This is a genomic window from Exiguobacterium antarcticum DSM 14480, assembly GCF_000685865.1.
Lineage (GTDB): Bacteria > Bacillota > Bacilli > Exiguobacteriales > Exiguobacteriaceae > Exiguobacterium_A > Exiguobacterium_A antarcticum.
The window spans coordinates 970,810-991,683 of sequence record NZ_JMKS01000003.1 but is presented as its reverse complement, the minus strand read 5'-3'; the positions used below and the strand labels follow the sequence as shown (position 1 = coordinate 991,683).

Below are 20,874 nucleotides of genomic sequence, written 5' to 3'. Positions count from 1 at the left end.
GTGATTAGTGCAATCGATTGCATTTTGCGAAATCTATTGACTTGTTTTATTAAAATACAGATGATGGGCATAATGGATTAATGGTAAATTATGTGATGTCGTTTAGTAGTTAAAGGGAAAAACAATCAAATACATACATAAAAAAGGGAGATTATATCGATGAAGAACACGAAAAAAGTATCAGTCGGATTACTCGCTACTCTCGTAGCAACAAGTAGCTTCGGTGTAGCACCGAAGCAAGCAGCAGCCTATACATCAGGTGAAAAGCTGGACAACCATGTCATCTTCCAAAGTTTCAGTCTGTACCAACCGTATGACAGCAACATGTACCGGACGCTCGCAAAAAAAGGTGACTTATTGAACTCATGGGGTGTGACGGACGTTTGGATGCCACCAGCTTACCGTTCGTTTGACATGGCACGTTATATGGAAGGATACGCAATTGCCGATCGTTATGATTTTGGTGAGTTCCCGCAAGGTCCAGGTGGAACGACGGCAACGAAATACGGAAAAGCCAGTCACCTCGAGATGATGGTCGATATGTTACATGACGACAACATCAAAGTTCAAATGGATTTAGTACCGAACCAAATGCTTGGTTTGAACCAGCGCGAAGCGGTCTTTGTCCGTCGTGCGACAAGCTCAGGTGAGCCGTTCGCAAATCCGTATACAGGTGGACAAACAACGAAAACGCTCGCGACACCATACCTCGCCTATACAAAAGGTGGCGGAATGGGGCAAGCGAAATACGGTTACCTCAAAGAGTGGAACAAAACCTTCTTAAACGGAACGTCATTGCAAGGTCAAGGTACAGGGCGTGTCATGACGGACAAAGCCGGTAAACCATACCGTTACTTTGGACCAAACAACGAAAAAAACTATCTTCCGGAATGGTTGGTTGAAGCGTCTAAAACACAAAGTTTGAATGTCGTCGATACATATCTTGCGGCAGATGGCTGGTATGAAGTATCACCACAAAACTGGAAACCGATGTTGTCGCAGTATGCAAAAGATCCAGGCTACCTCGCTTATATGAAAGAAAATGGTTTTGCGACAAAAGAAGCACTCCTTGCGTCAGCTGACAATGCAACGATTGCCAAGTTGACGGAAGACTACATGAAGACACAAGCTGTCTACGGATACGGATCGGAAGAACGTTCGTATCAGAATGACAACTCAGGCATCGACATCGAAGATCAGTTCCTGTTCGTCGATGAAGCAGGCTCACCACTTCAAGCCTACAACAAGACGATGACGAATAATGACGAGTTCCTGCTTGGAGTAGACTTGGCCAACTCGAACGCAGAAGTCATTAAAGAGCAAAAGAACTGGATGAAATGGATGCTTGAGACGTACAAGTTCGACGGCTTCCGGATCGATGCGGCGTCCCACTATGATACGGCGATTTTGAAGGCGGAAGCAGAAGTCGCAAAAGAGCACTTCGGTAAAAAAGAGCATTTGAGCTACATCGAAAGCTACAAGTCAGAGCAAAAAACATATATGAAGGCAAACAATGATGAACAGCTCATCATGGATTCACCGCTCTACTTTACGATGCGGAATGCACTCGGAAACGAAATGTCAAAACGTCCGTTAAGTGCCATCGCAAGTGGTTCAACCGTCAACCGGGCAGGAACAGGATCGACGGATGTGTCCGCCAACTGGTCATTCGTCAATAACCATGACCAAGAGAAAAACCGCGTCAACCAAATCATGCTTGATCTCTACGGTATCAAAACAGGCGTCCAGTACGCAGCAGGCGAAGAGCCGAAATCGTTCGAAAAAATGTACGATAAAGACACTGAGAAAAAAGCACTTAACATCTACAATGCTGAACTCGCAAGCACGAAGAAAAAATATTCGGTCGATAACGTCGTCGCACAATATGCATACTTGCTGACCAACAAAGACACAGTCCCAACCGTCTATTATGGTGACATGTATCAAACGGATGCTTCATATATGACGAAACAAACGCCGTATTATGATGAAATCGCGAACTTACTGAAAGTCCGGAAACAATATGCATACGGCGCACAAAAAGTCGTGTCGCACGCAGCGAACACGTCAAAAGTTGCTGGAGATCACTTGATTTCAAGCGTCCGTCTCGGTAAAGACCGGAATACGGGTGTTGCGACGGTCATCGGTAAAAAATCGACACTCAACACGACGATCAAAGTGGATATGGGGAAACAGCATACGAATCAAGTCTTCGTCGATGCAAGTGGTGTCAGTAAGATGAAACTCGTCACAGATAAAAACGGGATCTTGACGGTTCCGGTCAAAGGCATGAGAACAGCAGAAGTGAATGGATACCTCGGTGTCTTCGTTCCGCAAACGACAAAAGCACCAACAGCAACGATTGAAAAAGCAAGTGTCTACCAAGGAAAAGGTATCAACCTGAAAACGAAAGTCGCAAATAGCTCATCTGCTGTTTCGTCGATCCGTTACCAAGTGGCAGATGCGTCAAAAGCGACAGTTGATACAACGGGACGTCTCGTTGGTAAAGCAGCTGGTAAGACAACGGTCACAGCGACTGTGACACTAAAAGATGGTTTCGTCTTGACGACGACATTGCCGATCGAGACGAAAGTCAATAGCGTTACGCTCAAAGCAACAGGAAAAACATTGAAAAAAGGTCAAGTGACGACGATTAGTTATTCGGCAGCGACAGATAAAATCAAATCCGTCAGCTACGCATCTCTTAACAAAAAAGTCGCGACTGTCTCGTCAAAAGGTCAAGTCAAAGCAGTGAATAAAGGAACAACTTCGATTCGCGTCACGTATACGACGGTCGGAAACTACAAGGTCATCAAGACCTTCAAAGTCAGCGTCAAATAATCATCAAATCATCACCCTCGAGGTGATGGTTTTTTTTGGATTCCAGTCAATTGAACGAATTAGGTAAATACTTTTAAATATTCCACATTATCCCATAAATAAAAGGTATATTATAGGTGTATAGACCTAAGACGATTGAAGGAGTGCAGAAATGAAAAAAATTATCACAGGTAGCCTAACGGTTAGCTTACTTATAGGATTTGGTTTAAACGGAGAAGCGACGGACAAACAAAAAACGGTTAGCAGCACGCAGATCAATCAAGCAAAAGAAGTACCGACATTCCATGGTAGTTACGTCGGAGCACCGATGAAAGGACGATTTGACGAAGATGGGTTTGACGTCTGGTATATGGATTCGGCCGACTTTGTCGCAGACGGGACACATCTTGAGTTTAAGCTCGACTGGGATATTTACGGAACGGTCTTCACGAGTAAGCAGACGCCGATGCCGGCCGTGTCTACAACCGGTACTTCCAACGCAATGATGAGACGATGTACTTCCCGCTCAGCTGGAAAGGGCGTCAGTACTTAATCTTGGAAGGTTATCCGGGGGATACTTATTCCGTCCCGTTCAGTGTCTCAAGGTACGAACCGGTTGATTTGACGAAAGGTTCGTCTGTCACAACGAAGGCGAGCACGGCACTGATCGTCAAAACAAAACCCGGTAAGATGCGTGCAAGTAGTGTCGGTGCCAAGTCGGTTCAGTCATTAGCACCTGAATTACGACTCGAAAAATTGACGTATCGATCGGCCGCGGAAGCGAACCAGGCGAAACAGAAACTTGAGCAATCAAGTGCGACGGCGTACGTCGAATACGATACGCCGGTTCAAGCGTTTGGCGCCGATGCGTTCAAGCACCATCAGTGGTCACTCGTGAACACAGGACAGAAAAAAGGGCTCAAAGGAGCGGACATCGGTTTCACGGCGATGCAAAAACGGATTGCGAAAAAGAAACAGTCGACGACGCTCGTCGCTGTCATTGATTCAGGCGTCAACCCGAGTTATGCCGATTTCGCTGGCAAGGTCCGGATGGATCTCGGATACGATTTCGTCAATCGTTCGAAGACGGCTTGGGATGATAATGGACATGGTTCGCATGTCGCAGGTATCATCGCCGCCGGTAGTGACAATACGTACGGAATGACAGGAATCAGTGCCAAAGCTTCGATCATTCCGATTAAAATCTTGGACGAAAGCGGAGCCGGTTACACGTCGGATCTTGTCAGCGGCATCAATCATGCGGTCAAAAAAGGCGCGAAGGTCATCAACCTGAGTCTTGGTGGTTACGCGTCATCTAAATCGGTCGAATCGGCACTCGCTTATGCGAAAAGCAAAAATGTCTTAGTCGTCGCTGCTTCTGGTAACGAGGCGAAAAAGGCATTGTCATACCCGGCGCGTTCAAAATATGTCCTATCGGTCGGTGCGACAGGGAGGACGGATAAACGTGCCTCATTCTCGAACTATGGGACGGGACTCGATCTGGTCGCACCGGGTGTTTCGATTCCAAGTTATCTCGCAGACGGAGAACTCGCCTTTGCGAGCGGGACCTCGATGGCAGCACCGCATGTCGCGGCAGTCGCGAGTGTCTTGTACAGTCTGAAACCGACGATCAAAGCGGCGGACGTCGAAAGTATCCTCAAGAAATCAGCGAAGGATCTTGGCTCAAAAGGGTACGATACGACATATGGATCGGGTCGTCTTAATGCCGACAAAGCAGCCAGTTACATTAAATGAAGCAAGGCGAATCCGTTCTTTCAAAGGATTCGCTTTTTTTTACGATTTATTTTAAATTTCCGGAAAAAATTCTGATGAAAAATCAAAAATTAGGTGTTTATCGTAAAAATTTCCATTATACTGGATGCATAGGACAAAAGGCGGATAGAGGAGTGAAGAAATGCAAAAATGGTTAGTCGGCTTGACGGTTTTCGGTCTACTGGGAACAGCCGTACCGATTCAAACAGAAGCAGCGGGTACAGGGGCTAAAAAGTTACCATCGCTTGACTTGGAAACGAAGAAAGCCTACATCAAAGGTACGTTTGATAGCAAAGGCAAAGCCTTGTTTTACTTTGATACAAAAACCTACCTGACGGGCGGCACTCACCTCAAATTTGCAGCGGACGTGACGGAAGCGGTCACGGTCTATGATTCACAAACGAACTATAAACAACAACTGGTCTACGGACGGTACGATCAAGTCACGAATCAGTCGCTGATCTTCCCACTCAGTTGGAGCGGGCGTCAATACATAGAGATTGAAGGAAAGAAAAACACATCGTTTGTCGTCCCGTTTAAACTCGAACGCCTGCAACCACTTCGGGAGTTGATTGGTCAATCGGGTACGGTAGCAAAATCGAGTAGCCTGGTCGTCAAAATGACAGGACCAAGCAGTCAAAAACAACAGTTGTCCGAGAAAACGGATGCCGTCAAACGGGAGACGATTGACGCAGGACTAAAGCTCGAGAAGTTCACGTACCGGACGGTCATGCAGGCACTTGCCGCAAAACGTCAACTCGAACAAACACGTGGCGTCGCCTATGTCGAACTCGATAGTCAAATGCATGGACTCGGAAATGACGTCTTCAAATCGTATCAGTGGTCGTTGAACAATACCGGACAACGGGGTGGCGTCAAAGGAGCCGATATCAATTTCGAGGCGATGAAAAAGCGGATTACTTCGAAAAAACAATCGACGGTCCTCGTCGCTGTCATCGATACCGGGATCAACCCGACGTACGCCGATTTTGCCGGACGGGTCCGGATGGATCTTGGCTATGATTTCGTCAACCGCCGTCAGCTCGCCATCGATGATCATGGTCATGGTTCACATATTGCGGGGATCATCGCAGCGAACAGCAATAATACGTACGGGATGTCCGGCATCAATGCCAAAGCATCGATCATCCCGATCAAAGTGCTCGGGGAAGACAACTACGGTTCCAACTCGAATATCGCCAAAGGAATCCTGCATGCGGTGAAGAAGAAAGCCAAAGTCATCAATATCAGTATCGGAGGCGGGTTCTCGTCCCGGGCGATTGAAGATGCTCTCGCCTATGCGAAAAAACAAGGAGTCCTTGTTGTGGTCGCGGCAGGGAATGAAGGGACGAACAAGCTGTCTTATCCGGCACGGTCACAGTATGTGCTCTCGGTTGGGTCATCCAACCGGTTCGACAAACGGTCGGCCTTCTCGAACTATGGCGAAGGACTCGATTTGATTGCACCGGGACAAGACATTCCAAGTTACCTCAGTGACGGGGTGTCGGCCTTCTGGAGCGGGACATCGATGGCAGCACCGCACGTCGCGGGTGTCGCGAGCGTCCTCTACAGCTTGAAGCCGACGATCAAGGCATCAGAAGTTGAAAGCATTCTCAAAAAATCCGCGCAAGACCTCGGAAAAAAAGGCTATGACACGTCGTACGGGTACGGACGTCTCGATGCTGATCGGGCGGTTCGATTACTGAAATGAAGAGAGTAGGAACAGTATGAGATTTTTGAAACAACTGGTGTTGGTACTGGTCATCGGTGTTCTGTGCTTGAGCGGGACACTCGACGGACAAGCCGCTTCCAAGGAAGAACAGCGCGTATTAAAAGAGTACCGGTCGTTTAAATTCGGTCTGACCGTAACGCAAATTGCCAAAATCATGTACGGTACATCGTACAAACAACATTTGAAACAAACGAATGGCGCGACGGTCTTTAAGAAAAAAGCAAATTGGACTCAGAATGAACAAGGCTACCGTTCGCGGGGATATTCATTTTATGACCAATCGAAGACGTTACCACGACTGATGATGTTTGAATTCCACACGAAAAAGAATCAGAAGACGTATTTCCTGGTCCAAAAAACATTACAGTTTGCAGCGGACACGAATAGCGGATTACGGGAAAGTACCCGGACACTTAAACATGTGACGTATATTCGAGGAGATGAAACAGAAACAGAACTCGACGAGCTGTTGTCCGGTAAAGGTCTCGGTCAGGTAGCGATGCGCTGGTCCTGGGACTTTACATCCGTCCAGACCAAACAGGAACGAAAAGAATACAAATACCGTGGTCAGATCAAAATCTATACGTTTAAAAGTTCAAATCCGAAAAAGCAGATTGAAGCGACGATGAAGTTTGATCATGCGAGCAAACAGTATAAATTGAATAACTATACAATTCTACCGATTAAAACGAAGTAAAAAGGAGCAGTCTTTCATGCCAAGAGGAATGTTGAAATATATGATACTAGTGGCGCTATTGACTTCGACTGTCATCAGCAGCCCTGTCGATGCGGCAACCAAACAGGAAAAACAAGTCACGATGGATTTTACGAAATATAAGACGGGCATGACAATCGCCGAATTTGCAAAACAACGGTATGGCAAGACCTACAAAAAACACCTGACGAAAAAGAAGGGACGAACGATTTTAAAGGAAAAGTCACCAAAAGAAGAGACGTCTAAGGACTTGGACTTCGTAATTTACTTCGTTCCCGGTAAAGAGGAAAAAAACTATATGACGTTTTTGTTTGCAGCCAAGCCGAAAGATAAAGTCTACCGTTTGGCATTAAGGTCCCTTGATTTCAGCGGGAAGAATCCGATGGGCGTTCGGCAAAGTGATAAACAGCTGAAGCGAGGTAAACGAGTTGAGTACGATATGACGGAACAGCAACTCGACAAAGTACTGACAGGAAAAGGTCTGGGTGATTGGATGACATGGTCGACAACAGATTTCAGTCATAGCTTTTCAAAACAAGAGCTGAAAAAAATGGGTCTTGGTGAAGGGAAAACAAAGGTCTATATTTTCCGGACAAATCATCCGAACAAACGAGTACAAGTCAATATGACGTTTGATTCCAAGAAAAAAACCTACCGTGTCAATTGGGTGGAAAATATATCGAGTACTCAAGTACTCTACTAATCCTAAAACAGAAAAGAGTGAATACACATGACAACAACATTCGGTAAACTCACAATCGCGGCACTCATCGCCGGCTCAACACTCATCGCAGGAACAGCAGAAGCAGCAACGAAAGAAGAAACGCAAGCAACCGTCCAGTTTGAAGCTTTGAAACCAGGCATGACAATGGAGCAGGTCGCAAAAGTTCTTTACGGAAAAAGTTATAAAACACAATTAACAAAAAAAGACGGTTCGACGATGTTGAAGAAAAAACCAGAGTTCTCGGATAAAGAAGATGGACAGAAGTTTGTGGCGTATGACTTTCATGATACGAAAGTGAAAGTGGCACCAACGTATACTTCGCTGTCGTTTGTGACAAAAAGTAAGGATTCAGTCTATCGTCTGACATCGAGAATGATTGAAGTCACGGCAAAAACAAAACTTGGTGTGCGTGAAAGTAAGATGCAACTGACTAAAGGTGCCAAGTTGACAGAAGGCATGACAGAAAAACAACTCGATGCCGTCTTGACAGGCAAGGGACTTGGCGAATGGATGGACTGGGGACACTTTGATTATTCTACGGTCGCTTCAAAAGCAGATATCAAGCTCGGTCTTGCTGATCCGGTCATGATGAAGTCATACGTCTTCCAAACGACCGATCCGAAAAAACGGATGGTCGTCAGCATGGACTACAACTTCAAGAAAAAAATCTACGAAGTCTTTATGTACGAGAAAGTATCAGCAATGGAGTCATTGCTCTAATTCAACGAAACATGAACTATCTGTATTGATCTTGATCGAAAAGAGTTTACCATCTGGTAGACTCTTTTTTTCATCTTTTCCCGTTTTTGACAAATCACGGCCGATTTTCAGTATACTCGACTGTAAGATCGTTTTTATTGAACCGATAGTAACGAGAACTAATGAAGTTACATAATAAACAAGCAATGAATATAGAAGGGAATGTGGAAAAGTGGAACGTGTCAAAAAAAGAAGGAAAGTCAAAAAACGCTGGACACCGTTAAAAGTGTTACTGTTGATCGCCTTAGTGCTGGTCGTCGGAATCGGAGGTTTCATCGGCTATACGTATTACCAGGTCGACCAGACCGTCAAAAAAATTCAGTCGCCGGTTAAAAATACAGGGGATGAAGTCGTCGAGAAACAAAAACCGGTTTCCGTCTTGTTACTTGGAGTCGATCAACGTCCGGGCGAGCGGGGACGGAGTGATTCAATCATGATCATGACGCTCAACCCGACACAAAACGAAAGTCGTTTGATCAGTATCCCACGCGATACAAAAGTCGATATCGTCGGTAAGGGGACAAATGATAAAATCAACCATGCCTATTCGTTCGGCGGACCGGAGATGGCGATCAAAACAGTCGAGAAGTTCCTTGATATTCCGATTAACTATTATGCGGAAATCAACATGGAGGGATTCACGTCACTGGTTGATGCCGTTGGGGGTGTGACCGTCAACAATGACTTGGATTTCAAAGTCGGTGAGAAACAATTTACGGTCGGGAAAATCAACTTAAATGGTGATGAAGCTTTGAAATACACCCGGATGCGTTATGAAGATCCGCGTGGCGACTTTGGTCGTCAAATGCGTCAACGTCAAGTCATCGAACAAGTCGTCGCTAAATTATCGTCGGACGTCTCCGTCAGTAAGTTCAATGCGATCATGGATGTCGTCGGGAAAAACGCACAGACCAATGTGTCGTTCAAACCGATGCGGACGCTTGCTTTTGACTACATGGATGCGTTTAAAAACCAAAAGAACTTAAAGCTTGAAGGAACAGGCGGAAAAGAAGCGGATGGTATTTATTACTGGCATCCGACCGATGATTCACTGGCCCAAACGAAAACGGCCTTGCGTTACTCGCTGGGCCTGGAGTAAACAAAAAGGGACAATCCGAAAAATGGATTGTCCCTTTTGTTGTTACAGATTTTGTTCAGCCAAGCGCACACGGCTCGTACTTGTTTCTGTTTGTTCAAACCGTTGCAGGCGATAAGAATTACTTGTTACAAGACCAGTCATCTCTGTTTCGAGTTGGAGGGGAGCGAGTGTCGCCAGTTCAGCATTGGTGATGGCGGTTTCAGCCCAGTCGATCGCGATGACCTTGTTGTTTTGAAGTGTAAAAAAATGATTGCCGTAAAACAGATACGTGTTCACCTCGTCTGAAAACGTCCGTTCCGGTGGACCATAAGTACTATTTAAATCTTCTGCGGTTTTGCCGATAAGGTCAATGAGCGTCTCGGTGACAAAGCTTGTATCGAGATTGTCACTGACCCACGTCAATAAGGATTCGTCGGCAATTGCGTCTCCTTTTAGAGACTTCGTCGTATCGGTATTTTTGATATAACCCGTCAATTCATCCGTCAATTCAACCTTACTGATGGAATCGGTCGTTTCAAGAACCCGGTAACCATCGCCAAAGTCAGCTTCATATAGTAGATCGGTCAAGGCGGAGTCACTGTAGATATTGCTATTTCGACTTTTGACGTAAAGGACATTTGGTTCTTCTTTGATATCCGGTGCGGGTTCTTTTGTTTTTTCTTTTGATTTTTCAACAGTGACCGGTTGTTCGATCGTTGACTTCGGTTTGCTGGAAGACGGGCTCGCGATGTAGTTGGAATAGACATACGTTCCGCCGGCACCAAGAAGGAAACATAGGATCAATAAAGCAACCCAGCCCCAGGGGATTTTTCGTTTAGCGCGTGGTTCTGGTCTGGTTTTTACTTTTTTTCGACGGGTTGCTTCTGGTTCACGGTGCGTACGCGATAAGGATGGAGCAATTTCTTCTTGTTCTTCTTTCGATTCGACCGGTCCATCTTCTTCCAAGATGGGACGGGCGACGAGTGTTCCATAAAAATCAGCCAATTCCTCATGGTGTTTGCCGGCTAAAAAGGCTGACCATTCGTCGGCGGTCACTGTATCCTGCTTGAACGGAACGAGTGGTGTCTGGCCGGTCAAACGAATCATCGTATCCGTTAACGATTCTGTCGAAGCAAGGCTTAAACGAATCCGTTCATGAAGACGGCGGATGTCTTCTTCCGAGTGCGATGTATAGTATTGAAGGGCTTGCAGAGAGCGATGCATGAAGATCTTCCTCCTATGTTGATATCCGGAAATTCATGTAAAAAGAAACATGTCATTCTTTATTATACGCAACAAATTTCAAAAAACGTATGTTATTTCCTGAAATTTAATCAACCATTTCCCAATTTTTTGTTATACTGAGTTCTAGTTGATAAAAAAAGACACCGTATTAGACAAATAAAGGAGAATAATCAAACCATGAATGAAACGATCAGCTTACAAGAATTATTTTCAATTTTGAGAAAATCGCTTTGGCGGATTCTCGCACTGACCATCGTCGCAGCCGTCATCTCATTTGCCGTCAGTACCTTTTTGATCAAACCGACATATCAAGCCGGTACGCAAATTTTGGTCACACCGAAAAAACAGGAAAACGATGTGATTGATGCGGCACAAGTCCAATCGTCCGTCACACTTGTCAATACATACCGTGTCATCATCAAGAGTCCCGCTATCTTGGAAAAAGTTCAAGCAGAAGTCGAAAACGCACCTGACAATATCGGTACTTTGAACAATATGATTACTGTCGAGAGTGAACAAAATTCACAGGTTATCAATGTATCCGTCCAAAATACGGATGCTGCCCTTGCATCAAACGTTGCAAACTCCGTTGCAAAAGTCTTTAGTGAAGACATCACGGAACTGATGAACGTCGATAACGTCAAAGTATTATCTGTTTCAGGCATTCCGACTGCTCCGGTCAGTCCGAATATCATCTTGAATACAGCAATCGCCGCAGTGGTTGGCTTCTTATTAGGTGTAGGACTTGCTTTCTTACGTGAAGTACTTGACCGTCGAATTCGGACAGAGGAACAAGTGCAACAAATTCTTGACTTGCCTGTTTTAGGAAGTATCCCGGATATTGACAGCAAAGTCTTCAAGTCATCAGCGAAAGCAACAAAGAGAGAGGCGGCAAAACAATATGGCTAAGAAAAATAAGATGAATAAAGATGCCCGTAATCTGATTACGGTTACTCAACCGAAGTCGCCGATTGCAGAACAGTACCGGACCATCCGGACAAATATCGAATTCATGGCAGTGGATAAAGAGATTCAAGTCATGCTTGTGACATCAGCGACACAAAGTGAAGGGAAGTCGACGACTTCTTCGAATCTCGCGGTCGCCTATGCGCAACAAGGAAAAAAGGTCCTGATCATCGATACCGATATGCGTCGTCCGACGGTTCATTACACGTTCCGGGTCGCCAACGGTCTGGGATTATCGAGTTTACTAACACGACAAGCCGAGCTTGAAAAAGCGATTCTTCCGACAAAAGTCGAAAATTTATCGATCTTGACGGCAGGACCAATCCCGCCGAACCCGGCCGAATTGTTATCGTCCAAGGCGATGGAAAACCTCATCTTAAAATTACGGGAAGAATACCATGTCATCATTTTGGATGCTCCACCGTTACTGCAAGTCGCTGACAGCCGGATCACATCTAAATTGACAGATGGTGTCGTCCTTGTCGTCAGCTGTATGACATCCGATCGTCAACGTGTTCTCAAAGCAAAAGAACAGCTCGAACTGGCGGAAGCGAAAATTCTTGGTGTCGTCTTAAACCGTCGTGAACTGACAGATGATTCAGCGTATCAATACTATTATTCCTATGAATAAGGGGTGCCATCATGGTTGATCTTCATTGTCATCTTTTACCGCTGGTCGATGATGGTCCGGCGAGTGTCGAGCAAATGTTACAGCTGGCCGAGCAGGCAGCAAGCGAAGGGGTGACGCAAATCATCGCGACCCCACACTTGTTTCATCCACAGTTCGAGACGGAAGACGTCGATGTAAAACTGAACGTCGATGAATTAAACGTCCTGCTCCATCAACGAAATATTCCTATCACCGTATATCCTGGGCATGAGATTCGTTTGACGGGTGAGTTGATCGAAGAAGTTCAAAAGGGTATGGCGTTGCCACTCGCAGATTCCCGTTATCTACTGATCGAGTTTCCTTCGACCGGAATCCCGTCCTATGCGCGACAAGTGTTTGCCGAATTAATTTCTGACGGCTACGTTCCCATCATCGCGCATCCGGAAAAAAACAAAGCGATCATTCAAAATCCAACATTGTTGTTTGACTTGATTTCAAATGGGGCGATCAGTCAGGTAACCTGTGCCAGTCTGATCGGGAAGTACGGCAAAGATGTCCAACGGTTTGCCGTTGCCTTACTCGAAAACGGACTGGCGCATCTTGTGGCGTCCGACGCCCACCATACTGAAAAACGTCCGTTCTATTGGGAACAATGCCGAAAATATTTGGAGCATGAATTAGAAGACTGGTTGTATGAGGAAATTTATGAAAATAATGAAGCGGTTCTTTTGAATCAGCTCGTGACAATTAATCCTCCAAATTCGGTTGAAAAGAACTGGAAAGGTCAGTGGGTGTAAAAGAAGTCATGTCAAGAAAATGTAAAGAGAGTGAAAAGACACTCTCTTTTTTCTATGTTGACGTTTACATTATTAAAAAATGGAAAACTTTATGGAATAAATAGCAATGGATGTGTTATCTTAATTTACATAAAGAATGCCAAATTGATTATATTATGGCTCATCACCATAAGGTGTGGTTGACACATAAAATCCATCGGATTTTAAATCGAACATAGAAAAAAAGCGAAAACCCCGGTATCGTAATTGTTGTCTAGACAAACCACGATTGGAGTTTTCGCCTTGTCCCAACAGTTTATCAAATTAATTCTTCCGCTTCCAGCCCTTTTTCAAATCCAGATGTCGTCCGATGAAGAACCGCACGTATTTCCTGTCATTCCTGATACACATGAAATCCCTTGTCCGCTATGCGAAAAAAAGACCATCCTGCATTCGAAAAAACGTCGTCGTTTTCGACACGGTCATGCGTGGGGAGTCGGTGCCTTGTGGATCGAACTGGATGTCCCACGTCAAAGATGCCTCTCTTGTGATTTGACGTTCGTATATGACTACGGTCTCGGACTCGTCCGTACTTCTACCGAAGTGTTCCGAAAAGGCATCACAGAACGGTGCCATGGCCGGACAATTTCAGATGTTGCGCATGAATATGAACTTCCTTATACGACTGTGGAACGGTGGTTTTATCAGTACGCTTCAGTGGATACAGTGGGACAGGCGACACACATCCTCGTCGATGAGTTCGCCACGAGAAAAGGACACCACTATGCGACGATCGTTCTTGATGCCAAGACTGGACGTCTTCTGTCTATCGTCCCGGGCCGGGACGTATCGGCGATTACGGCTGCGCTTCAAGGTGTACTGGGAGATGTTCGTTCTGTCGTCAGTGATTTTGCACCTGCGATGGCGAAGGCAACTACTCGTGTCTTCCCGAATGCAGCGCATGTGCTGGATCGTTTTCATCTCATCCAGTTCTTTACGGATGCTCTTCGCCGCCGGCGTCGTTTTTTGAACGAGGCAAGACGCCATCATCATGTTCGTGTGATTGATCGTGCTCTCGCTTGTCGTCCGGAAGCATTGGCTCTTGAAGATCGAGAGGTCGCCCATTCTTGTATTCTAGAAGACTCGTTTACCCGGGATCTTTATCAAGGACTCCAACATATTCGATATGTGTTGAAAGCAACGTGCGACGGGCAGGCATGCCGAAGACTGAAAGACTGGCTGGAACGTTATCAATTTCATCCATGCGGACCTCTTGCGAAAATCGCGAAAGCGATTCGTGGCCGTGAAGAAGCGATGCGTCAAACCATTGTATCGACACTATCGAATGGGAAAATGGAAGGGACGAACAATAAGATTAAGCTCATTAAACGTCGTGGTTATGGCTACCGAAACCTCGAACGATTCTTTTTGAGATTGCGCCTTGAGCTTGGTCGTTAAAATAGCAACCACGTGTTATGGTGATGAGCCTATATTATGGGAATCTGAAATTAGAACTGGGAGTTGATTTCATGAATCGTGTAAAAAAGGCGGTTATTCCAGCTGCTGGACTTGGCACACGCTTTTTACCGGCAACAAAAGCAATGCCGAAGGAAATGTTGCCGATCGTCGATAAGCCGACGATTCAATATATCATCGAAGAAGCGATTGAATCGGGGATTGAAGATATTTTAATCATCACTGGTAAAGGCAAACGGGCCATCGAGGATCATTTTGATTCCGTGCCGGAACTCGAAGCGAATTTAATCGCGAAAAATAAATCGGAGTTGTTGCATCTCGTCGAAGCAACGACGAACATCAACATTCATTTCATCCGTCAATCGAAACCAAAGGGTCTTGGTGATGCGATTTTACAGGCAAAAGCATTTATCGGTAATGAACCGTTCGTCGTCATGCTTGGGGATGATATCGTTCAGGCAGACGTCCCGTGTACACGGCAATTAATCGAACAGTATGAGATTACGAACAGTTCGATCATCGGTGTCCAACCGGTTGCGGATAAAGATACGCATCGTTACGGTATCGTTGATCCGAGCACAAGCATCTCTGCGAACTTACATAAGGTAAAATCATTTGTTGAAAAGCCGGCACAAGGCACTGCACCATCAAACTTAGCGATTTTAGGCCGCTATTTATTGACACCGGAAATTTTTAAATACTTAGAAACACAAGAAGTCGGATCCGGTGGTGAAATTCAATTGACCGATGCGATTACGCGACTGAATGAAATGCAACGGGTTTTTGCTTACGAATTTGACGGTAAACGGTACGATGTAGGCGAGAAACTGGGCTTCATTCAAACGACACTCGAGTTTGCTTTGAAACGGGAAGATTTGGGAGACGACGTCGCCAAGATGATGGCAGACTTACTCGCCGAACGGGCGAAGGCCTCTTCGCTTGTCTAAATTCTTGTCTCATCGATCATAAAGAGAAAGGAGACTGTCCTTTGAAATTCTACTATTATTACCGGACTGTGACTTTAGCGTGCATTGATGCTGTCGCTTTAGGAATCGCGATGGGCTTTACCTATTTTTTCTTATACCCGAAAGAACTGTTCGATTTGATTGATAGTAAACTATTGCTTCAATCAGCTGCCGTCTTTGCCTTACTGTTTGTCTCGTTAGCCTTCTTAATGAAGCTTTACCGTGTCAACTGGAAGTATGCAAGTATTCAGGAGGCGCTGACTTTATCGTTGTCACTTGGTGCAAGTTCGATTGGCTTAATGGTCTATCAAAATTTTATCTTTGGACAAGTGCTCGAACGGATCACAATTCTTAGTTTTTGTATTTCTTTATTATTGCTCGGAGCGATTCGTGTTGCGCTACGACTACTTGGAATCGGACAACATTGGCGAAAATATGCGTTACCTCGTCGGATGGTCAAGTCACGTAAACGCACACTTGTCATTGGAGCTGGTCGAGCGGGACGTTCGTTAGTCCGTCAATTATATGCGTCACCGTTTCATGAGTTAAAGCCTGTTGCTTTTTTGGACGATGATCCTAAAAATATGCATTTTATGATTCAAGGGATTGAAGTTGTTGGAACAACAAAAAACTTAAAGTCTGTCATTGAAAAACACCAGATTGAAGCGATTGTCTTGGCAATCCCGTCATTGACACAGCAACGACGGATCGAACTGATCACGGAAGCGAAAACGCTTTGTAAAAACGTTCAGACGTTACCGATGATTGAGGAATTGATTACGGGTAAGGTTTCTGTCAGTGCGATTCGTGATGTTTCCATTGAAGATTTACTTGGTCGTGAACCGGTGGAACTCGATATTTCAGGAATTAAATCAGAGATTGAAGGACGAACAGTCCTTGTGACAGGAGCTGGCGGATCGATCGGATCAGAAATTTGCCGACAAATCATTCAATTTAATCCAACAACGATTTTATTACTTGGCCATGGAGAAAACAGTATTTACCTGATTGAACGAGAACTACGTGGACTCCAGTTTCCGATTAACTTAGTCCCGATCATTGCCGATGTTCAAGATCGAACTCGACTAGAAGAAGTATTTGCGACACATAAGCCACAGGTTGTTTTCCACGCAGCAGCGCATAAGCATGTCCCGTTAATGGAAGCCAATCCTTACGAATCAGTCAAAAATAATGTATACGGAACAAAAAATGTCGCCGAAGTAGCTGACTTATTCCAAGCAGAGCGTTTTGTCATGATTTCAACCGATAAAGCCGTAAATCCAACAAACGTCATGGGCTCAACAAAACGGATTGCCGAAATGGTTGTCCAAGAACTGGGGCGTCGTAGTAAAACAAAATTCGCTGTCGTTCGTTTCGGGAATGTACTAGGTAGTCGTGGATCGGTTATTCCACTGTTCAAGTCACAAATTTTAGCAGGTGGACCGGTTACTGTGACTCATCCAGAGATGACACGCTTCTTCATGACAATCCCGGAAGCAAGTCGTTTAGTCATTCAAGCCGGTATCTTAGCGGATGGTGGAGAAGTGTTTGTTCTTGATATGGGTGAACCGGTCAAAATTGTGGATCTTGCAAAAAATATGATTGAACTCAGTGGTTTTACAGAAGACGAAATGCCAATTGTGTTCTCAGGGATTCGCCCGGGTGAAAAAATGTATGAAGAATTACTAAAAGACGGCGAAGTGGATCCGGAAGCAATTTATCCAAAAATCTTTGTCGGTCGAACACGACAAAAAGAACCGGTCATGAACATTTTAAATTTAGTTGATCGCCATAAGAATACACCACTGCAATTAAGAACGGTCTTACTCGATATTGCGAACGATGTAGTTGTGCGTGAAGAAAATTTAGTTTGATAAACCGTATATAAAAAGGAGGAATGAAATTTGAATTACTTAAAAATCAAACGTCCCCTTGGGTTTTCGATTGCCTTTGTTGCTTGTTTAGTATTAATTCCTGTCTTTATCCTGATTATGGCTGCAATTAAGATTGAATCACGAGGTCCAGTATTTTTTAAGCAAAAACGAGTTGGTCTGAATAAAAATCATTTCAACATTTTAAAATTCCGAACGATGTATATCGAAACGCCAAATGATACTCCAACACATTTGTTGGCAGATCCAGATGTATACATTACACGTGTTGGTAAGATTCTACGGAAAACAAGCCTCGATGAATTACCACAGCTCTTTAACATTTTGAAAGGTGAGATGGCATTCGTGGGACCACGTCCGGCTTTATGGAATCAATACGATTTAATCGACGAGCGAGATAAATACCAAGCGAATGATACATTACCCGGTTTGACAGGTTGGGCACAAATCAATGGTCGTGATGAACTACCGATTGAAATTAAAGCTAAGCTTGATGGAGAGTATATTCAACGAATAGGAATCCTGATGGATACACGTTGTTTTATTGCAACAATCTTTAGCGTTCTGAAAAGTGATGGAGTAGTTGAAGGTGGTACCGGGAAAATTGCAGTAAAAGAAGCAGCTAGTGCGAAGGAGTAGTAGTCAATGAAAAGAGTATTGATTACAGGAGAAAACAGTTATGTTGGCAAAAGTCTTTTTGAATTTTTGAAACTTACTCCAGAAAAATATTCTGTAGATTTTGTTTCATTAAGAGACAACAAATGGAAAGCTAAAGTTTTTTCGAAGTATGATGTAATAATACATTTAGCCGCAATTGTTCATCAAAATGAAAAAGATAGATCTTATGAAGAATATATCAATATAAATTGCGACTTGACAAAAGAACTTGCTGAAAAATCTAAAAAAGATGGAGTAGAACAATTTATCTTTTTTAGCACAATGAATGTATTTGGAGTATCCAAAGGTAATATCGATAAAAATACACCTTTAAAACCTAAATCTTATTACGGAAAATCAAAATTAAAAGCTGAAAAAGAGCTATTAAAATTGCAAAATAATAAATTTAAAATAGTAATAATTAGACCGCCCATGATTTATGGTGAAAACTGTGTTGGTAACTTTGATAATTTATTAAAATTATCAAAAATAACTCCTTTTTTTCCGCATGTCATAAATTATAGAAGTATGATTTATATTGATAATTTAATTTTGTTTACAAAAAAGATTATTGATAATCAAGAAGAAGGAATATTTCACCCGCAAAATAATGAGTATGTTACCACAACATTTTTAGTGGGGAAAATTTCTAAATACACTGGTAAACGTATAATCTTTATAAAAGGTTTTTCACAAATTATATCCTTTCTAAATAAATATTTTAATCTTTCTCAGAAGATATTTGGAAATCTAACATATGATTTTGAATTATCAAGATATCATGAACAATACTGTATGAAGAGTTTTGAACAATCGATAGAGAAAACAATCAAAAATATGAGGTAATTTGAATGAAAAAAGCAGTTTTAGTAAGTTGTTTTAACTACTATGATAATCGTCTTAAGTTTGTAGAAGAACAATTGATTAAAAAAGGTTATGAAGTTTTTTATATCTATTCTGATTTTGATCATATAAAGAAAAAAAAGTTAACAAGCTATATAAAAAAAGAAAATCATATAATTCTTAATGTTCCTAAGTATATTAAAAATTTTTCTTTCAAAAGAATTCTTTCACATTTTATTTTTTCCAGAAAAGTGTACGCAGAACTAAAAGAAAAATCACCAGAACTTGTATATTGTATGATTCCACCAAATTTTTTGAGTTATTATGTAATGAAATATAAAAAAAATGATAAAAAAAATAAAATAATATTTGATATATACGATTTATGGCCAGAGTCTTTCCCTGTTAAAAACAATAAATATTTAATTGATAAACTTATAAGACCGTGGGGGCTTATACGTGATTTTAGTTTGGAAAGTGCGGATTACATAGTCACCGAATGTGATTATTACCAATCAATATTAAAATTCAAAAAAGAAGATAATGTGAATACGTTACATTTAATGAAAACAGAAACTGATATAGAAAAGAAAGAAATATTAAAACAATTAAACTCAGAAAAAACCACTCTTGATTACGATCAAATAAATGTTGCGTATTTAGGTTCATTAAATAACATAATTGATATCGAAAAAATTATATTTACGTTAAAAAGTTTAAATACCAAAAGAAAAGTAAGATTTAATTTGATAGGTACGGGAGAAACTAAGGAGCAATTATTAAATAAATTAAGTGAAATAGGAATAGAATATGTGGATTATGGAATAGTATATGATTTCGAATCAAAAAAAAGAATTCTTCAAGAATGTGATTTTGGAATAAATATGATGAAAGATAGCGTAACAGTAGGCTTAACTATGAAATCGATAGAATATTTTCAATTTGGATTACCCTTATTAAATAATATAAAGGGAGATTCACAAAAAATTGTATTAGAAGAAGCTGTTGGATTTAATATTACGGAAAATAATATGGAAAATATAATTAATGATATTTGTAATTTAAGTTTAGATGATTTAATCGAAATGAAAAAAAAATCTAGGAGAGTTTATGAAAATTATTTTTCATATGAAGCTTTCTCAAAAAAATTAAAGTGGATTTTAAAAGATATTCAATAGAATTACGAAGGAGAGAATAAATAATTGGAAAACCAATATGGGTTAATAGAGACTATAAAAAACGGAATATCACTAATATATACAAAATTATTTTATTCAAATGCTAGATTAATTAGACTGCCTGTATACATAAGAGGAAAGAAAAAAATAATTTTCCAAAAAGGATTAACAACTGGTTATGGATGTAGATTTGAAGCTTTTAATATAAAGGGATCTAATATTCAAAAAATATTCATAGGTTCAAATTGTAAGATGGGTGATCATGTTCATTTAGCTGCTGGTGAAAAATTAATTATAGGTGATAATTGTTTAATGGCTTCTAAAATTTATATTAGTGATATTAGCCATGGACAGTATAATGGATCATCATTTAATTCTAGTCCCAACGAATCACCGGATCAAAGACCTTTATTCACACAGCCTGTACATATCGGAGATAACGTTTGGATTGGTGAGAATGTTTCAATATTACCTGGGACAACAATTGGAAATGGATGTGTAATTGGTGCAAATGCTGTTGTGAACAGTAATATACCTGATAACTGTATTGCTGTAGGAATTCCAGCTCGAGTAATTAAAAAATATAGTTTTTCTGAAGAAAGATGGATCAAATTTTCAAATGAAGAAAAACAAAATAGCGAGGTAGCAAAGTGAAGGGATTATTC

At 42.4% G+C, this 20,874-nt stretch carries 19 protein-coding genes; 18 read left to right on the top strand and 1 reads right to left on the bottom strand.

Going from position 1 to position 20,874, the window contains the following annotated elements; all coding sequences use genetic code 11:
- Nucleotides 1–159 precede the first annotated feature (159 nt).
- The 8 genes from P404_RS0105930 (at nt 160) to P404_RS0105895 (ending at nt 9,622) form a co-directional block, all read left to right on the top strand.
- A complete protein-coding gene (locus P404_RS0105930; RefSeq protein WP_026830256.1) occupies nt 160–2,841 on the top strand; it encodes a glycoside hydrolase family 70 protein in 2,682 nt (893 codons plus the stop codon).
- A 151-nt stretch (nt 2,842–2,992) separates the two neighbouring features.
- On the top strand, nt 2,993–3,373 hold the full coding sequence (locus tag P404_RS0105925) for a hypothetical protein (protein ID WP_026830255.1): 381 nt from the start codon (nt 2,993–2,995) through the stop codon (nt 3,371–3,373).
- Complete coding sequence (locus tag P404_RS0105920; protein WP_026830254.1) at nt 3,334–4,575, top strand: S8 family peptidase; 1,242 nt, start codon at nt 3,334–3,336, stop codon at nt 4,573–4,575. The genes P404_RS0105925 and P404_RS0105920 overlap by 40 nt, the downstream gene beginning before the upstream one ends.
- Before the next feature lie 160 nt (nt 4,576–4,735).
- A complete protein-coding gene (locus P404_RS0105915; protein WP_026830253.1) occupies nt 4,736–6,304 on the top strand; it encodes a S8 family peptidase in 1,569 nt (522 codons plus the stop codon).
- Nucleotides 6,305–6,329: 25 nt separating this feature from the next.
- Nucleotides 6,330–7,022 carry a hypothetical protein gene (locus P404_RS0105910; protein WP_236624339.1) on the top strand — a complete coding sequence of 231 codons (693 nt, stop codon included), beginning with the start codon at nt 6,330–6,332 and terminating at the stop codon, nt 7,020–7,022.
- 16 nt (nt 7,023–7,038) lie between these two features.
- Nucleotides 7,039–7,743, top strand: coding sequence for a hypothetical protein (locus tag P404_RS0105905; protein ID WP_026830251.1), 705 nt, complete (start codon nt 7,039–7,041; stop codon nt 7,741–7,743).
- A 27-nt stretch (nt 7,744–7,770) separates the two neighbouring features.
- The gene (locus tag P404_RS0105900; protein ID WP_026830250.1) at nt 7,771–8,484 is read left to right on the top strand and encodes a hypothetical protein; all 714 of its coding nucleotides are present in this window, start codon (nt 7,771–7,773) and stop codon (nt 8,482–8,484) included.
- A gap of 211 nt (nt 8,485–8,695) precedes the next feature.
- On the top strand, nt 8,696–9,622 hold the full coding sequence (locus P404_RS0105895; protein WP_026830249.1) for an LCP family glycopolymer transferase: 927 nt from the start codon (nt 8,696–8,698) through the stop codon (nt 9,620–9,622).
- Between the two features lie 42 nt (nt 9,623–9,664).
- Here the strand turns inward: P404_RS0105895 and P404_RS0105890 are convergent, their stop codons facing one another.
- The gene (locus tag P404_RS0105890) at nt 9,665–10,825 is read right to left on the bottom strand and encodes a hypothetical protein (protein ID WP_026830248.1); all 1,161 of its coding nucleotides are present in this window, start codon (nt 10,823–10,825) and stop codon (nt 9,665–9,667) included.
- Between the two features lie 198 nt (nt 10,826–11,023).
- Between P404_RS0105890 and P404_RS0105885 the strand changes: the two genes are divergently transcribed.
- The 10 genes from P404_RS0105885 (at nt 11,024) to P404_RS18770 (ending at nt 20,863) form a co-directional block, all read left to right on the top strand.
- A complete protein-coding gene (locus P404_RS0105885) occupies nt 11,024–11,755 on the top strand; it encodes a YveK family protein (protein ID WP_026830247.1) in 732 nt (243 codons plus the stop codon).
- Nucleotides 11,748–12,443, top strand: a complete 696-nt coding sequence (locus P404_RS0105880) for a CpsD/CapB family tyrosine-protein kinase (RefSeq protein ID WP_026830246.1) — start codon at nt 11,748–11,750, stop codon at nt 12,441–12,443. The genes P404_RS0105885 and P404_RS0105880 overlap by 8 nt, the downstream gene beginning before the upstream one ends.
- A gap of 11 nt (nt 12,444–12,454) precedes the next feature.
- Nucleotides 12,455–13,219, top strand: coding sequence for a tyrosine-protein phosphatase (locus P404_RS0105875; protein ID WP_026830245.1), 765 nt, complete (start codon nt 12,455–12,457; stop codon nt 13,217–13,219).
- Between the two features lie 282 nt (nt 13,220–13,501).
- Nucleotides 13,502–14,656, top strand: coding sequence for an ISL3 family transposase (locus tag P404_RS0105870; RefSeq protein ID WP_034774026.1), 1,155 nt, complete (start codon nt 13,502–13,504; stop codon nt 14,654–14,656).
- 71 nt (nt 14,657–14,727) lie between these two features.
- Nucleotides 14,728–15,621 carry a UTP--glucose-1-phosphate uridylyltransferase GalU gene (gene galU / locus P404_RS0105865; protein WP_026830244.1) on the top strand — a complete coding sequence of 298 codons (894 nt, stop codon included), beginning with the start codon at nt 14,728–14,730 and terminating at the stop codon, nt 15,619–15,621.
- A gap of 41 nt (nt 15,622–15,662) precedes the next feature.
- Entirely contained in the window at nt 15,663–17,513 is a 1,851-nt protein-coding gene (locus P404_RS0105860; RefSeq protein WP_026830243.1) for a nucleoside-diphosphate sugar epimerase/dehydratase, read from the top strand.
- A gap of 30 nt (nt 17,514–17,543) precedes the next feature.
- Entirely contained in the window at nt 17,544–18,170 is a 627-nt protein-coding gene (locus tag P404_RS0105855) for a sugar transferase (RefSeq protein WP_026830242.1), read from the top strand.
- 6 nt (nt 18,171–18,176) lie between these two features.
- Nucleotides 18,177–19,034: an NAD-dependent epimerase/dehydratase family protein gene (locus P404_RS0105850; protein WP_026830241.1), complete on the top strand. Its 858-nt coding sequence runs from the start codon at nt 18,177–18,179 to the stop codon at nt 19,032–19,034.
- Between the two features lie 5 nt (nt 19,035–19,039).
- Complete coding sequence (locus tag P404_RS0105845; protein WP_026830240.1) at nt 19,040–20,209, top strand: glycosyltransferase family protein; 1,170 nt, start codon at nt 19,040–19,042, stop codon at nt 20,207–20,209.
- A 24-nt stretch (nt 20,210–20,233) separates the two neighbouring features.
- Nucleotides 20,234–20,863, top strand: coding sequence for a DapH/DapD/GlmU-related protein (locus tag P404_RS18770; RefSeq protein WP_026830239.1), 630 nt, complete (start codon nt 20,234–20,236; stop codon nt 20,861–20,863).
- Nucleotides 20,864–20,874: the final 11 nt, after the last annotated feature.